The sequence below is a fragment of the Halosimplex rarum genome, from assembly GCF_047715405.1.
Taxonomy (GTDB): domain Archaea; phylum Halobacteriota; class Halobacteria; order Halobacteriales; family Haloarculaceae; genus Halosimplex; species Halosimplex rarum.
Genome location: NZ_CP180412.1, coordinates 4,175,654 through 4,199,324, shown reverse-complemented (window position 1 = coordinate 4,199,324; position 23,671 = coordinate 4,175,654). Strand labels below are relative to the sequence as shown.

The window sequence follows — 23,671 nt, the reverse complement described above, 5'->3', positions numbered from 1 at the left end:
GCGTATTATCAGTGTTTTTGGTTAGCCTAAAATTCGGAAGCTCTTTATACGTTTTAGGCTAGCCGAAACCCATGGCACGCGATGCCGACGCGGAGGGTGAACCGACGCGCAGAGAGTGCGTGAAGTACGGTGGAGCGCTCGTGGGTGGCGGACTCCTGGCCGGCTGTACGGACGGCGAAGCGGGCGAGTCACCCGCGGGAACCGACTCGGAGAGCACGTCGACGCAGCCCGAGACGGCTCCGGCGACGGCGACACCGACCGCGTCGGAGACTGCGGCGGGGTCGCAGACGGCTCCCTCCGACGGTCCGAGCTACTCGGTGACGATGGCGCCGATGGGCGACGTCACGTTCGAGGGCGTGCCCCAGGACGTGTTCACGATTCTTGGCCATCACACGGACATGCTGCTGGCGCTCGGGCGCGGCGACGCGATCAACGCGATGCACGCCCCCGAATACCATCAGTCGCTGTATCGGAAGTTCCTGGCCCGCCTCGACGGAGTTTCGGTGGACTGGGAGGGGCTGTACTCCTCGTGGCCGCCGACGAAGGAGAAGCTGTACGAACTCGACAGCGACGTTCACGTCGCGGACCCGGCAAAAGTCGCGACGGCCGAGGGGTGGGACGACGGCGACATCGAGGAGATCGAGGAGGGCGTCGGCCCCTGGTTCGGGAACACCCTCAGCGGCACGAACAAGACGCCCCCGGAGGGGTGGGCCGACAGCTACGAGTACTACACGCTCTGGGAGATCTTCGGCAAGGTGGCCCAGGTGTTTCAGGAGGGGGCGCGCTACGAGGCGCTCGCCTCCGTCCGTGAATCGATGAGGGAGACCATCGAGGCGGGCCTACCGCCGGAGAGCGAGCGGCCGGACGCAGCGCTGGTGTTGTTCTCGTCGTCGGACGCGAAGGCGTGGGGCTACAAGCTGAACCATCCGGGCTATTACGCCGCGCACACGCGTCCGATGGGAGTCACCGACGCGCTGGCCGACGCCGTCGGTGAGGGATACGGCGACGACGGCCGGAACGTCACGCTCGACTACGAGACGCTCCTCGAAGCGGACCCGGACGTGCTGCTCGTCCTCGGTCCGATGGCGCAGTACCACGACCTCGCGGAGATCCGGACGAAGTTGGCGGACGACGAAGTAGCGAGCGAGATCACCGCCGTCGAAGAAGGGAACGTCTACGCTCAGGGTGCGCGCCGACAGGGTCCGATCCTCAACCTCTTTCAACTGGAGATGACCGCCAAGCAGCTCTACCCCGACGCCTTCGGCGAGTGGCCGGGGTACGTCGACGGCGAACCGTACCCCGAGATCGCGGAGGCAGAGCGGCTGTTCGACCGCCAGAAGGTCGCCGACGTCATCACGGGAGAGTTCTGACCATGGGAGACGACAGTACTACCGACGGCGAGGCGCCGACGCGACGAACGTTCCTGACCTACGGCGGCGCGCTCGCGGCGGCCGGACTGGTCGCCGGGTGTTCGAGCGAGGGCGACGCCGGGGCCACGCCGGAAGAGACGCCTGCTTCGACGGAGAGCGACCCGGCGACCAGGGACGCTGTGACACCGACGGAGACGCCGACACCGGCCGAAACGGCGGCGGAGACGTCGAACCGGTCGGGCGATGGCGGCTACTCGGTGACGATGGAGCCGGTGGGGACGGTCGAGTTCGACGCCGTTCCACAGTCGATCGCGCCGTTCACCGCGGACTACATCGACATGCTGGTCGCGCTCGGTCACGGCGACGCGGTCGAGTCGATCTGGTACCGTGGACGCTACAAGACGCTCCACTACGAGGAGCTCGACGGCGTCTCGATGGACCTAGACGGGCTGACCCAGCTCTGGGCGGACGGCGTCCCCAAGGAGCCCTTCTACGAGATGGACGCCGACCTGCACCTGATCGACCCGCACGCGCTGACGGACTGGTTCCAGGCCTGGAGCCAGTCGGACCTCGAAGAAGTTCGAGAGAACGTCGCGCCGTTCGTCGGGAACGTCGTCTTCCGGCGGACCGACGAGTGGCACGACTACCGGTACTACTCCCTGTACGAAGCCTTCGAGAAGGTAGCCGCGATCGTCCAGGAGCGCGAGCGCTTCGAGGCGATCCGGGCGATGCACGACGACCTCGTCGCGACGGTCCAGTCGCGGTTGCCGGCGCCCGACGACCGGCCGAACGCCGCGCTCGTGTTCGCCGGGGAAGAGCCCGAGGAGTTCAGTCCGTACCGACTGTCCGGTAACGGCGCCAACAAGGAGCACTTCCGCACGCTGGGCATCGCCGACGCGTTCGCCGACACCGGCGTCGACGGTCTCTCGACGAGCGACACCGGCACTATCGACTACGAGACCATGCTGGAAGTCGACCCCGACTCCCTGCTGTTGCGGTACCACGAGGAGGGGAAGACCCGCGAGGAGTTCGAGGCCTCGGTCCTCGACTACTTGCGCGACCACGAGCTCGGCAGTCAGCTGACCGCGGTCCAGGAGGAGCGGGTGTTCCGCGGCGGGCCGATCTACGCCGGGCCGCTGCACAACCTCTTCATGATCGAGCGCTACGCGAAGGCGTACTTCCCCGAGGAGTTCACCGAAGATCGGTTGTTCGACCGCGACGAACTCGCGCGGATCGTCACCGAGGGGGTCGACGAGTCCGGGGAGGGCGAGCAATGAGCGACACCGCGGACGAAGATGGCGACGGCGAGTCCGAAACCGGGACCGAACGGACGCGGCGGCGGTATCTCAAGCAGGGGAGCGCCGTCATCGCTGGCAGTCTCGTCGCCGGCTGTACGAGCGATGGCGGTACGGAGACGAGGGCCGCCACCGAGTCCGGGACCGCCACGGGCTCGCCGACGGCCGCGGAGACGGACGACTCGGCGGACGACGGTACGACGAGCGCTACGGGCGAAACGGACGCGCGGACCGCGACGAACGCCGGCGGCGGGTACGAGGCGTGTATCGAACCGGTCGGCTGCCGCACGTTCGAGGAGGTCCCGGAGACGTACGTCGTCAACAACGGCGAGTGGGCGGACATGGCGTTCGCGCTCGGCCAGCGGGACGGGTTCCTGACCGGGGCGAACATGATCCCCGGGTTCCTCTTCGAGCCGTTCGGGCTCGACGTTCCCCCGGAAGACGAGACGACGAGCCTCTCGACGACGGACTGGGACAAAGAGCGGTTCTACGAGCTGGATCCGGACGTCATCCTGATGGACCCGAACTACATGCACAAGACGGGGTGGGACGACTCCTGGGACGAGTCCGACACCGCGGAGGTACGCGAGAACGTCGCCCCCTTCTTCGGGAACAACGTCCTGCGGCGCCGCGAGTGGCACGACTACCGGCTGTACACGCTGTACGAGGCGCTCGACCGCCTCGCCGACCTCTTCGGGGAGCGCGAGCGCTACGAGGCGCTCGCCGCGGTCCACGCGTCCGTGCAGGAGGAAGTCCAGTCCCGGCTCCCCCCGGCCGACGAGCGCCCCGAGATCGGGCTGATCAACAGCGCGTCGGACCCGAACGAGGGGACGTTCTACCCCATGCACACCCAGGTCGAGGGCGTCGAGATGAAGCCGTATCGCGACCTCGACGTGGGCAGCGCGTTCTCGGCGGACCTCGTCGAGGGCGGGACGATCGACTACGAGCAACTGCTGGAAGTCGACCCCGATATCCTCGTCGTCCACTGGGGGATCGGGACGACTGGGGACTCGACGAGCTTTTCCGCCGAGGCGTTCCGCGAGCGCTACGTCGCGCCGCTCGAAGCCGACTCGGTGGGGAGTCAGCTGACCGCCGTCCGGGAGGGGCGCGTCTACCCGGGCGCGTTCGGCTCGCAGGGCCCGCTGGTGAACCTGCTCCAGACCGAACTCGTCGCCCAGCAGCTGTATCCCGACGAGTTCGGCGGGTTCGACGCCGAGCGATTCCCCAAAATCGCCGAGGAGCATCGCCTGTTCGACCGCCAGCGCGTGCGCGACATCGTCGACGGAGCCATCGAATCATGAGCGACCACGAGACCGAGACGAACGACGAACCGAGCCGCAGAGACTACCTGAAGTACAGTGCGGTCCTCGGCGGCGGGCTGCTCGCCGGCTGTACCGGCCGCGGAGACCAGACTACCTCGACCGACGGTGTGGACGGCGGCGAGACCGACTCCGCGTCACCGACGCCGACGGCCACGCCGACGCCCACGCCCGGAGACGGTGAGACGCCGGCGGCGACGGATTCGCCGACGCCGACCGACGGCGGGCCCTACACGGTGGAGATGGCGCCGATGGGCGAGGTCACCTTCGAAGGGGTGCCCGAGACGATCTTCACGCGGCTGACCCACCTCGCGGGGATGGCCTTCGCGGTCGGTCGCGGGAACGACGTGAACGCGATGCACGCCCCGGACTACTACGACGCGCTGTGGAACCAGTTCACGCCGCGACTGCCCGGTGTCGAACTCGACTGGTCGGGGCTGTACTCCTCGTGGGAGCCGACCAAGGAGCGGCTCTACGAACTGGACAGCGACGTCCACCTCGCCGACCCGGCGAGCGTGCGCTCGCTCGGGAGCTGGAACGCGGCCGACGTCGAGGAGGTGCGCGAGAACATCGGACCGTGGTTCGGGAACCACTACAGCAACAGGCACCTCTCACCGCCGGACGAGTACGCCGATCGCTATCGCTACTACGACCTGTGGGAGATGTTCGAGCGGGTCGCGCAGGTGTTTCGTGCGGGCGACCGATACGAGGCGCTCGCGGAGGAGCACGCGGCGGTCCGCGAGACGATCGAATCGAACCTGCCCCCGACGGCCGAGCGGCCCACGGCGCTGATGGCCGGACTGACCGACGTCGAGAACCCGTGGGTGTACAAGACCGACGTGCCGGGGTTCCTCGCGGCGCACGTCAGACCGCTGGGAGCCCGCGGCGCCCTCGGCGAGGACGTCAGTTCCGGCAGCCAGATCGACATGGAGGGGTTGCTGGAGGCCGACCCCGACGTGATCTTCGCGCTCGGCGGGATGCACCCCGACACCGACATGGCGGGCATCCGGCAGCGCCTCGAAGACCACTCCGTCGGAAGCAAGATTTCCGCGGTCGAGAACGAGCGCGTCTACGTGCAGGGCGCGCGCTATCAGGGGCCGATCCTGAACCTCTTCCAGCTGGAGATGACCGCGAAACAGCTCTATCCCGAGGAGTTCGGCGAGTGGCCGAGCTACGTCGACGGGTCATATCCGGAGATCCCCGAGGCGGAGCGGCTGTTCGACCGCCAGCGCGTCGCGGACGTGATCAACGGACGACTCCAGGACGACTGACCGAACCGACGATTGCGGCTCCGCTATCTTTTTGGCCTGCCTAAAAACCGGCAGCTATTTATGCGTTTTAGGCTAGCCGAAAACCATGGCACGAGACTCCGGCCCGCGCGGCATCTCGACGCGCAGGAGCTATTTCGGACGCGCCGGCGCGCTCGTAGCCGGAGGACTGCTGGCCGGGTGTATCGGCGGTGGGAGCCGCGGTCACGGCAGGGGGGACGAGACACGATGATAGGGACGACGCTCACAGACATCCGAGAACGGATCGAGGCGCTCGCCAGCGAAGACGGGACGTACTACGTGGTCTGCGGCCGGACCGGCGAACGGCCGGTGCCCGCGGCCGGGCTTCGCTTCGACACCCGCACCGCGGCCCGCGCCGCCGTCCACGCCACCGAGCAGTACCGCAGCGCGCTCAGGCGCTACGACCCGCGGACCCCGCGGTACGACCTGATCGTCTGCGAGGAAGGCGACTCGTCCGCTCGGCCGGACGGGCCGCGAGCGCTCGCCGCGGACGCCGAAGCGTCGAGGACGCCGGAACCCTTCCGTGACGGCGAAGAGCGCAAGCCCGCGCGCCGGCGCCGGATCGAGTTCTGCCACCGGGTCGCCGCCGCGACCTTCGAGATGCTCTCCGACGGGGCGTGCGAGGGCGTCGAGACCGCGATCATGGACACGTACTTCGAGCGCGCGGAGACCGTCGAGGACCCCGACGACCTCTGTCTGTGCCTGCTCGAGAGCATGGCCACCGAGATCGACGATCGGCTCAGCCCCATCCGTCAGGCGGACGTACTGTCGGCTACCGCGGCGCAACTCGCGCCGGGGGACCGCGCGGACGAACCGGTGACCGCGGCGTTGCGAGCGCTCCGCCGGCGCGGGCTGGTCGGCGAGTTCACGTGCGCGCCGGCGGCGATCGACCGCGCGAGCGGCGTCCGATCGGTCCGCACGACGCTCTCGGAGTACGCGCTCTCGCCGCAGGGCGACCGCCTACCGGTGTTGCCGGTCGCGGTCGAACTCTACCGGCACCGACCCGAGATGGCGCCCGCCGCGCTCCGCGTCGCCGCCGCGGACGAGGGGTGGCGAGTCACCGTCGAACTCGGCGCCGACGGCGACCCGGACGGCCTCGCGAGCGCCCCGATCCGACCGAACGCGTAGCATGTCCGTCGAAACGCACGTTCACCGCGCACGCGAGCGCGCCCGTAGCGAACGCGACGCCTTCGACGCGAAGCTCGACGCGTACGGCCGGTTCGTCGAGCGGGTCGCCGACGTGACGGCGGAGACGACCGGTGCGCCGGCGGCGGACGTCGCGACCACCGGCGGCGCGGGGCGGTACGTCGGCCGGTCGACCCCGGACTGCTGCCGGAGCGTCCGCACGGCGTTCGCGGAGACGGTCCGGCCCCACAGCGTCGCCGACGTCGACGAGTCCGAACCGCTACTGGCCTCGATACGCGCCGAACTCGGCGACCCGGTCGCGGTCGCGCTCGCGCCGGCGACCGAGGCGTCGTTCTCCGCGGAGGTCAAACGCGCGGTCCTGTCCGAAGCGACCGCCCGAAAGACCCAGACCGCAGTCGTCCGCCGAGCGCTGGAGCGGGAAGTCACCGGTCTCGAAACGGCGGCGACGCTCGTCGACGAAGCCACTGCGTGGATCGCCGAGACCGACGAGACGCCCCTGTGCGACGTCGGATTCGACGGCCTGCGGGAGCGCCACGAGACGCTCGCGGCGTTCAGCGACCGCTGCGACGAGGCCGTCCACGAGCGCCAGTCGCGGCTGCGGTCGAAAACGGGCCACGACGTCGACTCCGCGGTCGACCATCGGGATCTGGTGGCGTTTCTCTACGGCGACTTCCCGGTCGACTACCCCGTCCTCTCGACGGTCGCCCGCCTGGACGAGACGTGTCGCGAGTGTCGGCGAACCGTCCGCGACCACCTCGTTCGGAGGGCGTGAGTCGCGTGTTCCGACGCCCCGGACCGGCACGATCCGAGGGGGGACGGTCCGCGCGAGCGGAAGGCGGGCAGTCCGCACGAACGGAAGAGGGACGACCGTGACGGGGGAGACTCAGTACCTGCTCGCGCTGTACCTCGCCGAGCGGGAGCTGTCCCCGCCGATCCCGCCGAGTCGGGTCGCCGAGACGCTGGACCGGTCGCCGGCGGCCACGACGGAGATGTTACAGCGGCTGGAAACCCGCGGTCTCGTCTCGCTCGAACCGTACGAGGGGGCGACGCTGACAGCCGAGGGGCGCGCGACCGCTGCCGACCTCCACGACACCTATCGGACGCTCGCCCGCTTCTGCCGCGAGGTCCTCGGTCTCGACGACTACGAGGCAGAGGCCAGGCGGCTCACCGGACACGTCAGCCCGACGGTCGCCGAGCGGCTGTCCGCGACGCTCCTCGACGACGCGGAAGCCGCCGACCCCGATGCCCTCCGGCAGTCGCCGGGATCGGAGTGACGCTACTGCATCCCCCGACTGCGGCGTCGCGCTTTCGGGCGACCGGCGACGACACCGGCACCTCCGAACCGAGTCCTTTTTATTTTAGGTAAACCTAAACGCTGCTAATGGCCGCTGGTAGTCAGTCACACGCGGAGCAGGAGCCCGGACGGGACCCCATCGATCAGCCCGAGATAACCGTCTGCGAGAGCGCCCCCGGCAGGTCCGTCTTCCTCGAATCGGGGAACACCGACGGGTGGATCGCCAGCGACACGACGCTCGAAGTGTGGCGATGACGGGGGACACCGACGACGAACGGACGACCATCAGAACCGGTCGGGAGTTCGAGCAGGCGTACCGGCTGGACGCGAGCGAGGCCGGCGAGTTCCTGATCGAACTGGGCGAGCAACTCCGGGACGGCGACGAACTGACGATCACCGACGAGGAGTGGGAACTCCCGTTCGCGTTCGGCGAGCCCGTCGAGCTGGAGGTCGACTTCGACGGCGTCGGCGACCCGGAACTGGAGATCGAACTCGAACTGCCGGGACGAACCGACGAAAAAGCGCCGCGTATCGAGTAACTACCGCGGTCGGTCTCTTCTCTTCGTTACTCCAGCGCGGCCTCGGTGACCAGCGAGTCGTCCTCGAGGTAGTGGTCGAAGTGGTGGGCGTGGTCCTCGAGACCTTCGAGCTGTTCGCGGAGCATCTGCGCGGTGGCGTGGTCGCCGAGGCCCTCCGCGAGCTCGATGTGTTCGCGGTAGCTCTCGATGATGTCGCCGTACATCTCGAGGTCGTTCGCGAGCGACGTGCGGATGTCGTAGACGTCCTCGTCCTCGGGTTCGACCGTCGCGGCGTCCGAGAGCGCGTCCATGCTCGCGTGGGGGACGCCACCGAGGGCCTGCAGTCGCTCGGCGATTTCGTCGGCGGCCGCCTCGACCGCCTCGTAGGCCTCCTGGAGGAAGACGTGGATGTCCAGGAACTCCGCGCCCTCGACGTTCCAGTGGTGTTTGTGGAGCTGGTGGTAGAGCACGTACGCGTCGGCGAGGTCCGCGTTCAGCGCTTCGATGACCTGACGGGCCTTCTCCTCGTCGAGTCGAACGGGGTTCGATCCGACGGTCCCGGCTTCCTGACGGACGGTCTTCTGGGTGTTCATCACACCTCGTACTCCGTCGTCCATCGGCTTATAACTTTTCAACACTCGGATAGTTTTCGCCCCGCCTAACTTTCCCGTGGGCCCACGTCGCCGTCGACGACGGCGGCGGACGGGTTTCGGCTCGCCTAAATTTCGTAACGACTAAGTAGTATTTAGGCCAGCCTAAACCATGGGACGAGACGACGACACGACCGGAGCACAGACGCGCAGAGAGTTCGTGACGTACGGGACCGCGCTGGTGGCCGCGGGAGCGGTCGCGGGCTGTGCGGGCGACGACGGACCGACCGACGCGCCGGACGGTGGGAGCGACGGGACCGGTGGGGGAAGCAACGGAACCGACGGGGGGAGCGGCGGCAACGACGGGGGGACGGAACCCGATCGTGAGGAGGACAAGGGCACGGGGACGCAAACGAGGACCGCGACCGACTCGGCGACGCCGTACTCGGTGACGATGGAACCAGTGGGTGAGGTCACCTTCGACGCCGTTCCCGAGGCGTGGATCGCGTTCTGCGGCGAGTTCGCCGACATGGGCGTCGCGCTCGGCCAGGCCGACGGAATGACGGGGATCGGCGGCGCCGACCGGTACTACACGGGCGTCTACGACGAGCTTCCCGGCGTGAGCGTCGACGGGGAGCCCCTGGAGCGCCACTCCGAAGTCAGGACCAAAGAGCAGTTCTACGAGCTGGAGAACGACGTCCACTTCTACGACCCGGAGATGCTGATCAACTGGTTCGACTGGGACCAGGCGGACGTCGACGAGATCGCGGACAACGTCGGGCCGTTCGTCGGCAACCTGATCTTCCGCCGCTCCGACGAGTGGCACGACTACCGGTACTACACGCTCTACGAGGCCTTCGAGAAAGTGGCGACCGTGTTCCAGGAGCGCGAGCGATTCGAGGCCTTCAGCGAACTGCACGACGAGTTCGTCGCGGACCTCCAGACCCAGCTCCCGCCCGCGGGCGAGCGACCGAACGTGTTCCTGACCTTCGAGGGCACGAACGAGCCGGAGACGTTCTCACCGTACCGGCTCAACGACCGGGGCACGAGCAAGAAGCAGTGGCGCGACCTCGGCGTCGCCGACGCGCTCGCGGGGACCGGCGTCGAGAACCTCAGCACAGAGAACCGCGGCGAGTTAGACTACGAGAACCTGCTGGAGATCGACCCGGACGTGCTCCTGATCCGCGGCCACGAGCGCAAGTCCGCGACCGAGTTCCGCGATACGGTACTCGCGTACATGGAGGACCACCCCGTCGGCAGCGAGCTGACGGCCGTCCAGACCGGGCGGGTGTACCGCGGCGGCTACCTCCATCAGGGGCCGATCCACAACCTCTTCCTGACCGAGCGCGCCGCGAAACAGCTCTATCCCGACACCTTCGGCGAGGTGACCGGCGACGCCGAACTGTTCGACCGCCAGCGGGTGGCCGACATCGTCACCGGCGCGTTCCGCGAGGAGTGAGGCCGCGACCGCCTCCCCGGCGGCGGTTCGGCCGATTCGTCTCCGAACGAACCCCGGGCCGGCTCGACCCGGGTCAGTTGGGGACCCGATAGGTCAGGTCGACCGCGTCGAGCAGGTCGTCGTTTCGGTCGAGGTTCGTCTCCAGTTCGACGTGCAGCGAGTCGAGCATCGTGTCGACGAGGTCCTGCCGTTCCTCGCTGGTCGACCAGTTGTCCGCCGAGACGGGCGTGCCGATCTCCATCGCGACGCTCTGGTTGGGGTAGATCGTCCGCATGTGGTACGGTTCGTCGTGGTTGGCCAGGCGGACGGCGTACACCGACAGGTCGTCGTAGTCGGGGTGGTTCACCTCGATCACGTCGCGCTGTGGGTGGCCCAGCGACGCGCTCGGGCGGTGGGGGTTGTTCCAGTGGCCGTCCGAGAGGTTCGAGGCGTTCCCCGACGGACCGAGCCACCAGATGACGGCGGCGTCCTGGAAGTAGGGCACCTTGCTGGTGTTCTTCAGCTTGATGTACTGGTTGAGATACGCGCCGCTGGTCTCGTGGATCCGGACCTCCGCCTCCATCGGTGCGTTGGCGGTGAACCCGTCGCCGCCGAGGGATTCGCCCGTCGCCGGGTGGACCTTGTCGGTGGCGGCGTCGAGTACCGGATTGTCCGGATTGTTGTAGACGGAGTCGGGCAGGTTCCCCGAACTCCCCCACTCGCGGCTGTCGTCGTACTGGGGCTGGTCGTGTGCGCGGTCGCGCACCTGGACCTCCATCGGCTGGTAGGTGCGGGCGTCGGTCGGCCAGCGGTTCTGGATCAGCTGGTCGGGGTCGTTGGTCGCCGCGGTCGGTCCCCCGGTCTCGTCCCAGACGGTCGAGGGGTCGTCGTGGACCCCCGGGTCCTCCTCCTCGTCGGGCAGTAGCGCCAGCCGCGGCAGGAGTTTGACCGTCGCGTGCGCGGGGAAGTCGTTCTCCGCGAGCTGTTTCACGTACGGCAGCGCCTGGGTCCCCAGGTCCCCGAGCGTCAGCGAGCCGTCGCCGACGTTCTCTTCGACGGCACTCACGTCGTAGCCGAACTCTTCGGCCTTCTGGGAGTCGGTCCACTCCTGGTTCTTCGACCCCGTCTCGCCCGGCAGGTAATCGAGGAAGTCCCGCGGGACGTAGTAGGGGTCGTCGAAGTGTTCGGACAGGTCGGCGACCGTCGTGCTCTCGGTGATCTCCGAGGCGGCCGGGAGCGCGTCGGGCTCCGGCGGCCGATCGGGGAACGGCACGTCCCAGCCGGGCCCGGAGTCGGTCGGTGTGTCGGTGCCGTCGTCGGGCGTGTCCGTCCCGTCGTCAGGTGTGTCCGTCGGTGTCGGGTCGTCTGTCGGAGGCGTCGTCGTCCCGCCGCCTCCGCCGTCGGGGTTCGTCGAAAACGCGATCCGGTCGATGTCGATCGCGCCGGACGACCCCTCCCAGAAGTTCATGCGGACCGCCTGCGGGCTCGACAGGTCCGCGCCGACCGCTTCGAGGTCCACGGAGACGGTCGAGTAACTCGTCCCGATGCCGTCGTCGGTCAGGTCGGCGAGCAGGTCGTCGACGCCGCCGACCTTCAGGCGGAACTGGGACTCCTCGCCGCCCGCGTCCCCCCGAACGCGGAGCGTGAGGTACTGATACTCCGAGACGTCCTCCGTGACGTTGCTGGCGAACCAGCCGGCGTTGTCGTACTCGAGTCGGAGCGCGCCGTCGGCGACCGCCCCCGAGCCGTCGCCGTTCGCGAAACTCCCCGCGCCGGCCCAGTACCCCAGGTCGTTCGACCCCGGATACGCGCCGCCGTCGAACTCGTGGACGGCCAGCGTCGAGTTCTGCCCCAGGACCGTCGACGCCAGCCCCAGGCTGCCGAATGCGATTCCCCCTTTCAGTACCGTTCGTCTATCCACCATTGCAAATTACATGTGCATTTGATACCTATTAGTATTACCGAATGGCAAAAATAATTTTTCGAATCGGAAACCTATCCGGACGAGACGGGGTCCGGCGCCGCGAACCGGACGCGTTCACTCGACGCGTCCGCTGGGGTAGGGAGTCGTCGCGGGGGTTCTCGCCTACTCCAGTCGCACCTCCTCGATCTCCAGGGTGCTACTGCCGCCCTGCCAGAAGTTCAGTCGGAGCGACAGCGCCGAGGACGACCGGTCGATGCCGGCCGACGCCATGTCGACGGTCACGTCGGAGGCGCTCGTCCCGACACTGTCGTCGGTGACGTTCGCGAGCATCGTGCGGACGCCGCCCATGTCGAACAGCACTTCCGACTCCTCGCCGCCGTTCGCGCCGCTGACCCGCAAGACCACCGCCGAGTACTCCTCGACCGACTGGTTGATCTGCTCCTGGTACCAGCCGCCGTTGTCGTACTCCAGGACGAGCGCGCCGTCGACTTCCTTGCCACCGCCGTTCTCGAACGAGCCGGCCCCGCACCACTCGCCCAGGTCGTTACGGTGGGATGACCAGCCGGGGTCGCCGTCGTAGTCGTCGACGACCAGCGCGTCGCCCGCCGGGGTGTCCGTCGGCGTGTCCGGTGTGTCAGTTGGGGTGTCGGTATCCGTGGGCGTCTCGGGCGTATCGGTGTCTGTGGGCGTCTCGGGCGTGTCCGTGTCAGTCGGCGTGCCGGGTGTGTCGGTCGCCGTCCCGCCGGTATCGCCGAGCTTGTCGTAGACGACGTCGAAGTAGTCGCTCGTCGCGTACTCGTCGGCGCTGCAGTCGTCGCCCCAGTAGGGGTCGGCCATGTTCATGCCGGTGCCGTCGCCGTTCCAGCTCCAGCCGATAACCGGCCAGCCCAGCTCGTTGGCGTGGTCGACGATGGCCGACCAGTCGGCCTCGCCATCGCTGTTCTCGGGCATGCTGCCGAACTCCCCGACCATGCAGGGGTAGTCCGTCTCGTCCAGAACGTCGAGGTCCTCGGCGGCGAGGTACTCCCCCGTCGTCGCGTTCCAGCCGACGGGGTAGACGTGGGCCGAGAGGATCAGGTCGTCGTCGTCGATGGACTCGACGGCGTCGGCCAGCCGGTAGGTCCCCTGGCCCCAGCCCGGCGCGTCGCAGACTATCGGGCCCGAGTAGCTCGTGCCGTCGCGCACCGTCGAGATGGCGTCGTTGTACGCCGAGGCGTACTCGTCGGCGGTCACCTGGTGGTTGCCCCACTCGTTCATCAGGTTGATCGTGAACTCGGCGTCCTGTGAGAGGTAGTCGTACTGTTCGACCCACCAGTCGGCCGCGTTCTGGAGGTGGGCCGCGTCGGCCGAGCCGTTGTGCGGGTGGTGGTGGTACGTCGCTAGAACGTCGTACCCGTGCTGGTAGGCCTCGTCGATCCACCGCTTGGCGTCGGACATCGTGGACTGGCTCTCGCCCATCGATGGCGGCTCGATCTCGATGCGAACCGTCTCGATGTCCGGGTGCTCGCCCATCAGGTCCCAGCCCAGGTCCTGGTCGCCGCTACAGAAGTACGAAGGCTGGAGATTCACGCCGTCGCCGAAGTCCGCGCCCGCCGCCGTCGACGGGTTCGTCGCGAGCGCCCCCACGGCGCCGAGGGCGACGCCCCCGCCGAGCGCCTGCAGGACCGTCCGCCGTCCGGGGGAGAAGGAGGTCCCCCCGTCGTCGCCGTCTGCCGTCCCTCCGTGCTGTTCGCCGTTCTGTGCGTTCGAAGTCGTGTCGTCGTGTGTCATCTGTGTCGTGTTACCGTGATCTGTCGTTCGAGTCGATTCGTCTCGCAAGAGTCGGTACCGCCGCTCAGGGGGAGGTGTCGCTCACTCCCTCGGGAGCGGGGTCCGCGTCTGTCCCGCCGGCCAGGTCGCTGTTCGCGCCGCCTGAACTGTCCGCCGCTTCGAAGGCAATCCGGTCGATGTCGACCGCGCCGGCGTGACCCTCCCAGAAGTTGAACCGCACCGAGTTGGGCTGGTCGAGGTCCGCGCCGTTCGCCGCGAGGTCGACCGATACCGTCGACCACTCCGTGCCGACGGCGTCGTCGGTGAGATTCGCAAGGAGGTCGTCGACGCCGCCGACCTTCAGCCGGAACTGGGACTCCTCGCCGCCCGCGTCCCCCCGAACGCGGAGGTGCAGGACCGGCCGATCGGCGACCGACTGGCCGACGTTGCTGGCGAACCAGCCGGCGTTGTCGTACTCGAGTCGGAGCGCGCCGTCGGCGACCGCCCCCGAGCCGTCGCCGTTCGCGAAGCTTCCCGCGCCGGCCCAGTTCCCCAGGTCGTTCGAGCCGGGGTATGCGTCGCCGTCGAACTCGTGGACGACCAGCGCGTCGTCGGACTCGCCCCCGTCGCCGTCGCTCCCGTCGCCGTTCTGGTCGTCCGACTGGTCGGTCGTCGCCTCGACGGTCGCCGCGTCGGACTCGTTGCCCGCGCCGTCGACCGCCGAGACGGCGATCTGGTAGGCCGTCTCGGCCGATAGCCCGTCGATCGTCGCCGTCGTCATGCCCGCGCCGACCGTCTGGTCTTCCGAGCCGTCCACGGAGACGGCGTAGTGGTCCAGTCCGGAACTGCCGTTGTCCGTCGAGGCGTCCCAGGAGACGGTGACCGTCGACGCGGTGGTTGACGTGACCGAGAGGTTCTCCGGCGTCGTCGGGGGCTGGGTGTCGCCGCTCCCGCCGCCGTCGCCCTCGACCGTCACGGTCACCGTCGTCGTCCCCGCGGCGTCCGTCACGCTGGTCGTGGTCGTCGCCGAGTCGCTGTCGGTGCTGACGGTGATTTCGTGCTCTCCGAGGAAGGCCGTCGTCGCGTAGGTGCCCGAATCGTCGGTAGTCCCCGACGTGTCCGTCCACCACTCGTCGTAGACCAACCCGGTCCAGACGTCGTAGGCGGGTTTCTGCGACCAGTCGTCGTAGAACAGCGGCGCCTCGTCCTGCCAGTGGTCGCCGTCCCAGAAGCCCCACATGACGAAGGCGTCGACGCCGGGGTGGGAGAACGCGCCCCGCAGGTAGTTCTCCGTGACGTCCGCGCGCTCCTGGTCGGAGTTCCAGTCGTCGCCGTTGTAGGTGTCGAACTCCGTGATCTTCACGCGCGCGCCGTGGTCGGCCCACGTGTTGATCTCCGAGACGACCTGGTCGGCGTCGATCCGGCCGTCCGGGTCGCTGTTGGTGTTGAACTCGCCCTGCCGGGCGGCCACGTGGGCCTGGAGCCCGACCGTGTCCAGCTGTGCCCCGTTCTCGTTGATGTGGTCTATCTCCGCCTCGTAGCGACCGTCCGTGTACGAGTAGGGGAACTGGTTGAAGTCGTTGACCGCGACGCCGACGTCGAGGTCGTTGTCGTCGATCACCGACGCGGCCTGACTGTACCAGTCCGCGAGCAGGTCGGAAGTCCAGGGGACGACCTCGCCCGTCCAGGGCTCCTCGGTGTCGATCTGGTCGCCGTAGACGCCGATCTGGAGCTGGTAGGCGTGCATCGCCTCGTTGACGACGTCCCAGTCGGTGATGTCGTCGCCGTAGTGGGTGATGATCTCCTCGATGTGGGCCATCGAGCGGTCGCGGATGGTCTCCGCGTCGCGCTCGTCGATGGCCGTCTGCACGTCCGAGGGGATCGCCCAAACGTCGTCTCGGCCCCAGAGACAGACGTGGCCCCGCATGTCCAGTCCCTGGTCGAGCAGCCAGTTCGTCGCCTCGTCGGCGAGCTGCTGGTCGTTCTCCCAGAACCGCCACTTGTGTTGGTTCCCGAGCACCGCCGTGTTGAACAGCTCCGGGATATACTGGCGGTAGTTGTCGCCGGGACTGCTCTGGTTGATGAGCCTGTCGGCGTTGACGGCGGTGCCGAAGCTGAACTCGTGTTCCCGCTGGGAGACCGAGACGTCGGCGTCCGAGACCGGCGAACCGTCGGTGTTCTCCACGACCACCTCGAGGTCGCCGGTGCGGTGCTCCTGGATGCGTTCGTCGACGGTCTTCGAGGTGTCGGCCGTCTCCGCGGCAGCACTGTCGGTCGCCGCCGTTCCGAGCGCGCCCATCGCCGCCGCGGCCGCGACTGACCGCATGTAGTCCCGGCGCCCGATCTCGGGGAGCGCGCCGTCCTCGGGGGCGTCGGGCTCGTCGGTCCCGTCTGTCTGTTCGTCTGCCGCTGATTCGACCGCCGGAGCGCCGGGGTCGGTCGGTGCCTCAGATTCGCCGTCGTCTGATTTCCTTGCCATGACTCGGTAGACTGCAGGGTGTTCGAACGTCTATTCCAGGCGGATCTCCTCGATCTCGAGCGTGCTGGCGCCCCCTTGCCAGAAGTTCAGCCGCAGCGACAGCGACGACGACGAGCGGTCGACGCCCGCCGATTCCAGATCGACGGCCACCTCGGACATGCTCGTCCCGATCGAATCGTCGGTGACGTTGGCGAGCGTCGTTCGAACCCCGCCCATGTCGAACAGGATTTCGGACTCTTCGCCGCCGTTGGCGCCGCTGACGCTGAACACGAGCGTCGAGTAGTCGGTGACGGCCTGATTGATCTGCTCCTGGAACCAGCCGCCGTTGTCATACTCCAGAACCAGCGCACCACCGGAGACGTCGCCGCCGCCGTTCTCGAACGAACCAGCGCCGCACCACTGGCCCAGATCGTTGCGGTGGGAACTCCAGGCCGGGTCGCCGTCGTAGTCGTTGACCACCAGCGCGTCGCCGGACCCGCCGCCGCCGTCGGACTGGTCGGTCGTGGCCTCGACGGACACAGCGTCGGACTCGTTGCCGGCGCCGTCGACCGCGGAGACGCCGATCTGGTAGGTGGTCGCCGCCGACAGTCCGTCGACGGTCGCCTCCGAGGTCCCGGCGGCGACGGTCTGGTCCTGCGAACCATCGACGGAGACCGCGTAGTGGTCGAGCCCGCTGCCGCCCTCGTCGGTGGCGGCGTCCCACGACACCGACACCGAATCGGCCGTGGTTCCGGTGACCGAGAGGTTCGCGGGCGCCGTCGGGGCCGTCGAGTCGCCGTCGTCGGCCGCGTCGGTCGTCGCGCTGACCGACGCCGTCGCGGACTCGTTGCCCGCGCCGTCGACCGCCGTGACGCCGATCGCGTAGGAGGTCTCGGCGTCGAGGCCGTCCACGGTCGCGCTGGTCGTCCCCGCCGCGACCGTCTGATCCTGCGACCCGTCGACGGAGACGACGTAGTGGTCGATCCCGCTACCTCCCGAGTCACTGGAGGCATCCCACGACACCGAGACGGACGAACTGGTTGTCCCGCTGACCGAGAGGTTCGCGGGCGTCGTCGGCGCCTGCTGGTCGCCGCTGCCGCTCGGCTCGCCGAACTCGACCCAGTCGAAGTTCCAGGCGCCGGACTCGGCGGTGATCCGGACGACGTGCTCGCCTTCGGGGAGGTCGAGGTCCCCGACGCGGATCGCCTGCCAGTTCGACCAGCCGCCGGTCTGCCAGACGTCCTGGGTCGCGACCGTCTCGCCGTCGACGTCGATGCGGAGGCTCCCGCCGCCGCCGTTCCCGGCCGCGACGTTGACGTGCGTCTCGTGAGACCCCCCGGACTCGATCTGGACGGTGTACTCCAGCCACTCGCCGGTCTCGATGTAGCCGACGTTGTAGCCCGAACTGGCCGACGTGCCGATGTCGACGGCCGTGTCGCGGTAGGAGGCGCCCCCCTGGTTCGCCGACGTGGTGTCGTAGTAGGAGATGCCCTGGCCGCCCTCGTCGAAGTCCTCGGCCTGGACCCGGCCAGGGACCGTGTGCGGGCCGTTGTACGGCGACTGCTCGGCGTCGGTCGCGATGGTTTCGGCGACGACGGTGGCCGGGCCCGACTCGTTGCCGGCGTCGTCTTCGGCGGTGAGACTGAGCTCGTAAGTCGTCGCGGGCTCCAGCCCGGAGACCGTCGCCGAGGTGGTGCCCGGCAGCGCCTCCTGCGTCTCGGTGCCGTCGACGGAGAGGGTGTAGTGCGAGAGGCCGGCCTCGCCCTCGTCGGTCACGCCGTCCCAGGACACGTCGACGCTGATCTCGGTGGCGTCGGTCACGGTCAGGTTCCCGGGCGTCGGCGGCGCCGTCGAGTCGTCGATCTGACTCGCCGGGACGCTGTCGTCCTGGGTCTCCTCCAGCCAGGTCTTGATGTACCCGCCCATCTGGTCGTCGCCGTCTTTCAGCGTCCAGGGCTCGACCGCCCCGTCGCCCGGCGAGTCGAAGAACGTCGGCGCCCACGAGTCGTCGAAGCACCACGAGATCCAGCCCATGTTCTCATAGCCCTCGGCCCACTCGCGGAACGGCTCGCCCCACCCGGAGGTGGTCCCCTGGTCGACGCTGCCGCCCTCGGGGTCCCAGCCGAACTCCGTGACGACGACCGGCACGTCGTTCGCGGGTTCGCCGTAGTACTGGTCGAACTCCGCGGGCGCGCCGTTGTCGGGGTAGATGTGCGCGGCGTAGATCAGGTTGTCACCCTCGAAGGGGTACTCCGGGGCCATGTGCGTCACCGAGGTCCACCGTGGCGAGCCGATGATGATCGGCGTGTCGGGCGCGTTTTCGCGCACGAGGTCGACCCACGGCTGGGCCGCGTCACGCCAGGTCTGCCAGGCGCCCGCGTCGTCGCCGTACATCGTCGGCTGGGTCGGTTCGTTGAACAGCTCGTAGATGACGTGCTCGTCGTCGGCGAACTCCGGGGCGACGGCCTCCCAGAACGTCGTCATCACGTCGTCGATGGGCGAGAGCGTGTCGTCGTTGTTCGAGTTGTACGTCTCCGTCGCCTCCTGGGTGTACGGTCGGATGAGGTGGAAGTCCACCAGCGCGTACACGTCACGCGAGGCCAGGATGTCCACCGACGGCCGGATGAACTCCTCGACCAGCGTGTCGATACCGAAGTGGTCGACGCTGTCCTGCGTGAACGGCAGGCGGACCACGTTCGGGTGCCACCCGTCGGACGTGTCGGTCGCCCGGCGCAGCACCTCCTCGAAGGACTTCGGGTGGTACTGCCGGTAGAACCCGGGATCGGCGGTCGCCATCCCGCGGAGCTGGACTTCGTTGCCCTGCGGGTCGCGGATCCACTTGCCGTCGGTGTGCAGCCGCGGCGTCGGCACGCCCGCGCTCGCCTGCCCGGTGAAGAGCGTGCCCGCAGCCGCGGCCGCGCCGATACTCTTGAGCGCCGTTCGCCTGGTCGTCGTCCCGATCGCCGCGTCGACCGATGCCCCTCCATCGTTCGCGTCGGCGCCCGATTCGTCGTTCGCTGTCGTGTGGTCGGATGTCATCTGTGTCGTTGGTCTGTCGTCGTTCGTCGGATCGCGTCGGTCGTCTCGCCGTTCGTCGGATCGTCCGTTCGTCGCGCTATTCGAGTCGGATCTCGTGGATCGAGAGCGTGCTACTGCCGCCCTGCCAGAAGTTCAGGCGCACCGAGAGTCCCGAGGCCGAGGGGTCGACCCCCGCGGAGTCGAGGTCGACCCTCACGTCCGACGCGCTCGTCCCGACGGCGTCGGAGGTCACCTCCGAGAGCAGGGCCGTCGCGCCGCCCATGCTGAACTGGACCTCCGACTCCTCGCCCCCCTCCGCGCCACTGAGGCGTAGCACCAGCGTCTCGCGGTCGCTCACGTCGCGGTTGATCTGCTCCTGAAGCCAGCCGCCGTTGTCGTACTCAAGGACGAGTGCGCCGTTCGAGACGTCGCCGCCACCGTTCTCGAACGAGCCGGCCCCGCACCACTCGTCGAGGTCGTTCCGGTGACTGCTCCAGGCGGGGTCGCCGTCGTAGTCGTTCACCACGAGGGCGTCGCCGTCCCTGTCGTCGGGCGTTTCGGTGGCCGTGGGTGGGTCCGTCGGCGTGTCGGTGGGTGAATCCGCCGGCGTGTCGGTGGGTGTGTCCGTCGGCGTGTCGGTGGGTGTGTCCGTCGGCGTCGACAGGGTCGCGGTCTGGTTCCCGCCGTCGGTCCCGCTGGTGTACGTCGAGCCGTTGACGGTCACGTCGAACGTCTCGTAGGTGGTCTCGCCGACGCATCCGCCCCAGTACTCGTTGCCGAGTTCGATACCCGAGAGCCACAGGTCCTCGGCGACGTCGTGTTCGGCGGTGAGGTAGTCGACGACCTCCGTCATGTCGATCTTCCCACCGTCGTGACCCCCCTGGATCCGGAAGATGTAGAACGTCGCGTCGGTCCCGCCGGAGCCGTAGGTCGTCCAGTGGTCGACCGTGTTCCCGTACTGGTCGGTCCAGACGCCCTCGACGGAGACCCCGCCGTGGTCGTGCTGGTCGTTCCAGTCGAGCAGCAGCATGACCTCGTACTGGTGGGTCTCGGTCTCCTGGCTCGGCGGTTGGTCCATCAGCCACCACTCCTCGGCCCAGTCCCACTCGCCGCCGGACTGGCTGTCGGTCGCCTCGACGTCGATCACCAGCTCGTCGACGTTCCGCCGGCGGACCGGGAACTCGTCGACGCCGGTGTCCGAGCCCCACGGCTTGGTACCGACGAGCACCTCGGGGTAGTTGATCCCGCCGCCGGTGTCCGAGGCGTCGAAGTCGTAGCCGTAGCTGCCGTCCTCGCGCAGCCAGATGCACTGGTCGGCCGCCGAGTTGCCCCACTGGTTGTCCAGCAGGGCGAACCCGTCGGCGACCTGGATCCGGCCGAACTCCTCGGTGTTGCACTTCTCCTCGACGGGCGCGGCCGTCGCCGACCCCCCGTCACCGAGCGCGAGCGCGCCCGCGCCGACCGCGGCGCTGGCGGCGAGGAACCGACGCCGCGACCGACGGGTGCCGATCGTGCTCTCGCAGCGGGCCTCCGCGCCGTGGCTCTCCGGAGGGTCGGTCTGTTCGTCTGTCGTCCGTGTATCGTCCTGGTGTGTCATGGTTCGCGTCGCTCCCTGTGGCTCCCCGAGCTACCGCCGGGCGGCCCGCTCCGGCGAGCCGAGCCGGTGCAGTCACTGTTCGGTTCGGCTCTCGTCGAGCGATGGCTCGGGCCGTCCGTGGCCGTCTCGGTGGCTGTCGCCGTCGTCACCTCGGTCCTCGCCGGTGGCTGTCGCCGTCGTCACCTCGGTCCTCGCCGGTGGCGAGACCTCCCCTTCCTCGTCGACCGCCGCCACGCCGATGTCGTACGTCGTGTCGGGCGCCAGATCCGTGATCGCGGCCCGACGCGTTCCCGGCGCGGCCTCCCCTCGCTTCGTGCCGTCCACCGTGACGTCGTAGCGGTCGACGCCGGACGCCCCCGCGTCGGGCGGCGCCGACCACGAAACCGCGACGGTCGCCGCGTTCGCGCCGTCCACCGTCAGCGCCGCCGGCGGCGACGGGGCGTGCGGCAGGTCCTCGTCGGCTCGCGCTCCGGAAGCCGATGGGTGCTCCCCCTCCCCCCGAGCGGTCTTTCGATCGTCGTGTGGCATGGATCGTGTGACTCGCGCGGTCGAACGGCGCAGAGCGGATCCGTCGACCGGTGGCCGCCCCCCGACGGCCCGATCCCCCTGATCCGCCTCCGTCGACCGGCGTTCGTGTGTCGATGCCGGTTACTCCAGTCGGATCCCCTCGATCTCCAGGGTGCTACTGCCGCCCTGCCAGAAGTTCAGCCGCAGCGAGAGCGACGACGACGAGCGGTCGACGCCCGCCGATTCGAGGTCGACCGCTACGTCGGAGGTGCTCGTCCCGACGCTGTCGTCGGTGACGTTCGCGAGCATCGTGCGGACGCCGCCCATGTCGAAGAGGACCTCCGACTCCTCGCCGCCGTTCGCGCCGCTGACGCTGAACACGAGCGTCGAGTAGTCGGTGACGGCCTGGTTGATCTGCTCCTGGAACCAGCCGCCGTTGTCGTACTCCAGGACGAGCGCGCCGTTCGAGACGTCGCCCCCGCCGTTCTCGAAGGAGCCGGCGCCGCACCACTGACCCAGGTCGTTTCGGTGGGAACTCCAGGCCGGGTCGCCGTCGTAGTCGTTCACCACGAGGGCGTCCGCGGCCGGAGTGTCAGTCGGCGTGTCCGGCGTGTCCGTCGGGGTATCGGTCGGCGTGGGCGTCGCCGTCCCGGGCGCCGTCGTCGTCGCGGTGGCGGTGTCCGTCGAGCCGTCGTCGGCCTGGGGCAGGTCGTCGTTGCGGTGCTCGTAGAGGAACTCCTGCCACCACTGGCCGGGCCGCGACTGGTAGTCGTGGATCTCCCAGGTGCCGTCCTGGCTCGTCTCGTGGACGAAAAACGAGGGTTCCCAGGTGTGGTCGAAGTTCCAGCAGATCGGGTGGACCGGGTACTCCTCGATGAACGTCTCGAAGCCGTCGGCGTACTCGTCGGCCGTCCCTTCGAGGAAGCTGAACCCGTCGCGGCCGCCGCCCTCGGCCCAGCCGAACTCGCTGAAGAAGACCGGGACCTCCTCGGCGGGCGTGCCGAACGAGTCCGACAGTGGCCGCATGCCGTCGTGGGTGTAGACGTGACCGGTGTAACAGATGTCCTCGCCGCTGAACTCGTTGCCCGGCGCCCAGTAGGTGAGCTGGCTCCACCGCGGGGAGCCGATCGTGAGGAGGTTGTCGGCGTGCTCGCGGACCGTGTCGATCCACGGCTGGGCGCGGTCGACCCACATGTCCCAGTACTGCTCGTTCTCGGGGGCGTCGTACGAGGGGTTGCCCTCGCCCTCCTCGCCGGTGTCGGGGAGCGACGTCGGGGAGCCCCAGTCGCCCGCGTACGGGCCGGTCGGCTCGTTGTACACGTCGTAGATGACGTGCGAGCGGTCGCTGTAGCGCGGTGCGACGAAGTTCCAGTACATGTGGAGCTCGTCGTCGAGTTCGGCCGCGTACTCCTCCGTGTAGCCGTCGAGCTGGGACGCCTGGTCCTCCGAGTGCCAGAGGACGCCGCGCTCGCCGCAAAAGCCCAGGTCGTCCGGGAACGTCTCGGCGCCGCACTGGTAGTCGCCGATGTCGTCTTCGTGCTGGGGCTGGTGGAAGATCGGGAAGTGGCGGTGGTAGTCGATCATCACGTACAGCCCGCGCTCCTCGGCGGCGTCGACCAGCGGGTCGACGTACGACGAGAAGTACGTCTCCAGGTCGGACTCGTCGATCTGTCCGGGCAGCAGCGGCCCCCAGTCGTCGTTGTGGGGCATGCTCCCGACGCTGCCGGTGCCCGCGTCCGCGATGTCCTGTGGCTGGGTCGGGATGCGGACGATGCGGTTGTACCAGCCGCCGTCGTTCGAGCTGTCGGTGTTGGTGGCCTTGTCGAAGACGCCCATGGCGTCCTTGCCGCGCCAGCTGCGCGCGCAGCGGGCCGGGTCGGCCATGTTGACGCCGCGGAGGATCACCTGGTTGCCGCTCGGGTCGCGGAGCAGGTTGCCGTCGCGGTGGAGCTGCGGGGTGTCGATCCCGACCGCCGCGACCGACCCCATGATGGTGTTGGCGAAGCCCGCCGTGACCGCGGCCGCCCCCGTCGCCTTCAGGACGCTCCGGCGGGAGAACCCGCCGCCGTCGCCCGTCGAATCGTTCGTCGACTGTGCGCTGTCTCGTGGCTCGCCCGTCGATCGGACGCTGTCGCGTGAATCGTGGTCTGTCATCGTAG

At 68.7% G+C, this 23,671-nt stretch carries 18 protein-coding genes; 10 read left to right on the top strand and 8 right to left on the bottom strand.

Going from position 1 to position 23,671, the window contains the following annotated elements; all coding sequences use genetic code 11:
- The first annotated feature begins 332 nt into the window (after nt 1–332).
- The 9 genes from ACMGFH_RS20015 to ACMGFH_RS19975 all read left to right on the top strand — a co-directional run bounded on the left by ACMGFH_RS20015 (nt 333) and on the right by ACMGFH_RS19975 (nt 8,252).
- On the top strand, nt 333–1,370 hold the full coding sequence (locus ACMGFH_RS20015; protein ID WP_415383285.1) for an ABC transporter substrate-binding protein: 1,038 nt from the start codon (nt 333–335) through the stop codon (nt 1,368–1,370).
- A gap of 2 nt (nt 1,371–1,372) precedes the next feature.
- Nucleotides 1,373–2,647, top strand: a complete 1,275-nt coding sequence (locus tag ACMGFH_RS20010; RefSeq protein ID WP_415380374.1) for an ABC transporter substrate-binding protein — start codon at nt 1,373–1,375, stop codon at nt 2,645–2,647.
- Nucleotides 2,644–3,966 carry an ABC transporter substrate-binding protein gene (locus tag ACMGFH_RS20005; protein ID WP_415380373.1) on the top strand — a complete coding sequence of 441 codons (1,323 nt, stop codon included), beginning with the start codon at nt 2,644–2,646 and terminating at the stop codon, nt 3,964–3,966. Before ACMGFH_RS20010 ends, ACMGFH_RS20005 begins: the two co-directional genes overlap by 4 nt.
- Nucleotides 3,963–5,255, top strand: coding sequence for an ABC transporter substrate-binding protein (locus ACMGFH_RS20000; protein ID WP_415380372.1), 1,293 nt, complete (start codon nt 3,963–3,965; stop codon nt 5,253–5,255). Before ACMGFH_RS20005 ends, ACMGFH_RS20000 begins: the two co-directional genes overlap by 4 nt.
- A 225-nt stretch (nt 5,256–5,480) precedes the next feature.
- A complete protein-coding gene (locus ACMGFH_RS19995; RefSeq protein ID WP_415380371.1) occupies nt 5,481–6,401 on the top strand; it encodes a hypothetical protein in 921 nt (306 codons plus the stop codon).
- Between the two features lies 1 nt (nt 6,402).
- The gene (locus ACMGFH_RS19990) at nt 6,403–7,191 is read left to right on the top strand and encodes a hypothetical protein (RefSeq protein ID WP_415380370.1); all 789 of its coding nucleotides are present in this window, start codon (nt 6,403–6,405) and stop codon (nt 7,189–7,191) included.
- 97 nt (nt 7,192–7,288) lie between these two features.
- Complete coding sequence (locus tag ACMGFH_RS19985; RefSeq protein ID WP_415380369.1) at nt 7,289–7,693, top strand: metal-dependent transcriptional regulator; 405 nt, start codon at nt 7,289–7,291, stop codon at nt 7,691–7,693.
- Between the two features lie 107 nt (nt 7,694–7,800).
- Nucleotides 7,801–7,968, top strand: a complete 168-nt coding sequence (locus ACMGFH_RS19980) for a hypothetical protein (RefSeq protein WP_415380368.1) — start codon at nt 7,801–7,803, stop codon at nt 7,966–7,968.
- Nucleotides 7,965–8,252 carry an amphi-Trp domain-containing protein gene (locus ACMGFH_RS19975; protein ID WP_415380367.1) on the top strand — a complete coding sequence of 96 codons (288 nt, stop codon included), beginning with the start codon at nt 7,965–7,967 and terminating at the stop codon, nt 8,250–8,252. The genes ACMGFH_RS19980 and ACMGFH_RS19975 overlap by 4 nt, the downstream gene beginning before the upstream one ends.
- Nucleotides 8,253–8,278: 26 nt before the next feature.
- Here ACMGFH_RS19975 and dpsA read toward each other — a convergent pair whose 3' ends face one another.
- Nucleotides 8,279–8,824, bottom strand: coding sequence for a DNA starvation/stationary phase protection protein DpsA (gene dpsA / locus ACMGFH_RS19970; RefSeq protein WP_415380366.1), 546 nt, complete (start codon nt 8,822–8,824; stop codon nt 8,279–8,281).
- Nucleotides 8,825–8,993: 169 nt separating this feature from the next.
- Between dpsA and ACMGFH_RS19965 the strand changes: the two genes are divergently transcribed.
- Nucleotides 8,994–10,280, top strand: a complete 1,287-nt coding sequence (locus ACMGFH_RS19965) for an ABC transporter substrate-binding protein (protein WP_415380365.1) — start codon at nt 8,994–8,996, stop codon at nt 10,278–10,280.
- A gap of 73 nt (nt 10,281–10,353) precedes the next feature.
- On the opposite strand, the gene ACMGFH_RS19960 is transcribed toward ACMGFH_RS19965, so the two are convergent.
- From ACMGFH_RS19960 to ACMGFH_RS19930, 7 genes are all read right to left on the bottom strand, one after another.
- A complete protein-coding gene (locus tag ACMGFH_RS19960; protein ID WP_415380364.1) occupies nt 10,354–12,183 on the bottom strand; it encodes a hypothetical protein in 1,830 nt (609 codons plus the stop codon).
- A 162-nt stretch (nt 12,184–12,345) separates the two neighbouring features.
- On the bottom strand, nt 12,346–13,953 hold the full coding sequence (locus tag ACMGFH_RS19955; RefSeq protein ID WP_415380363.1) for a cellulase family glycosylhydrolase: 1,608 nt from the start codon (nt 13,951–13,953) through the stop codon (nt 12,346–12,348).
- A gap of 64 nt (nt 13,954–14,017) precedes the next feature.
- Nucleotides 14,018–16,411: an endo-1,4-beta-xylanase gene (locus ACMGFH_RS19950; protein ID WP_415380362.1), complete on the bottom strand. Its 2,394-nt coding sequence runs from the start codon at nt 16,409–16,411 to the stop codon at nt 14,018–14,020.
- Nucleotides 16,412–16,441: 30 nt separating this feature from the next.
- Nucleotides 16,442–19,429 carry a fibronectin type III domain-containing protein gene (locus tag ACMGFH_RS19945; protein WP_415380361.1) on the bottom strand — a complete coding sequence of 996 codons (2,988 nt, stop codon included), beginning with the start codon at nt 19,427–19,429 and terminating at the stop codon, nt 16,442–16,444.
- A gap of 76 nt (nt 19,430–19,505) precedes the next feature.
- Complete coding sequence (locus ACMGFH_RS19940) at nt 19,506–21,005, bottom strand: hypothetical protein (protein ID WP_415380360.1); 1,500 nt, start codon at nt 21,003–21,005, stop codon at nt 19,506–19,508.
- Nucleotides 21,006–21,077: 72 nt separating this feature from the next.
- Complete coding sequence (locus ACMGFH_RS19935) at nt 21,078–21,533, bottom strand: fibronectin type III domain-containing protein (RefSeq protein ID WP_415380359.1); 456 nt, start codon at nt 21,531–21,533, stop codon at nt 21,078–21,080.
- Nucleotides 21,534–21,653: 120 nt separating this feature from the next.
- On the bottom strand, nt 21,654–23,666 hold the full coding sequence (locus ACMGFH_RS19930; RefSeq protein WP_415380358.1) for a glycoside hydrolase family 5 protein: 2,013 nt from the start codon (nt 23,664–23,666) through the stop codon (nt 21,654–21,656).
- Between the last annotated feature and the right edge of the window lie 5 nt (nt 23,667–23,671).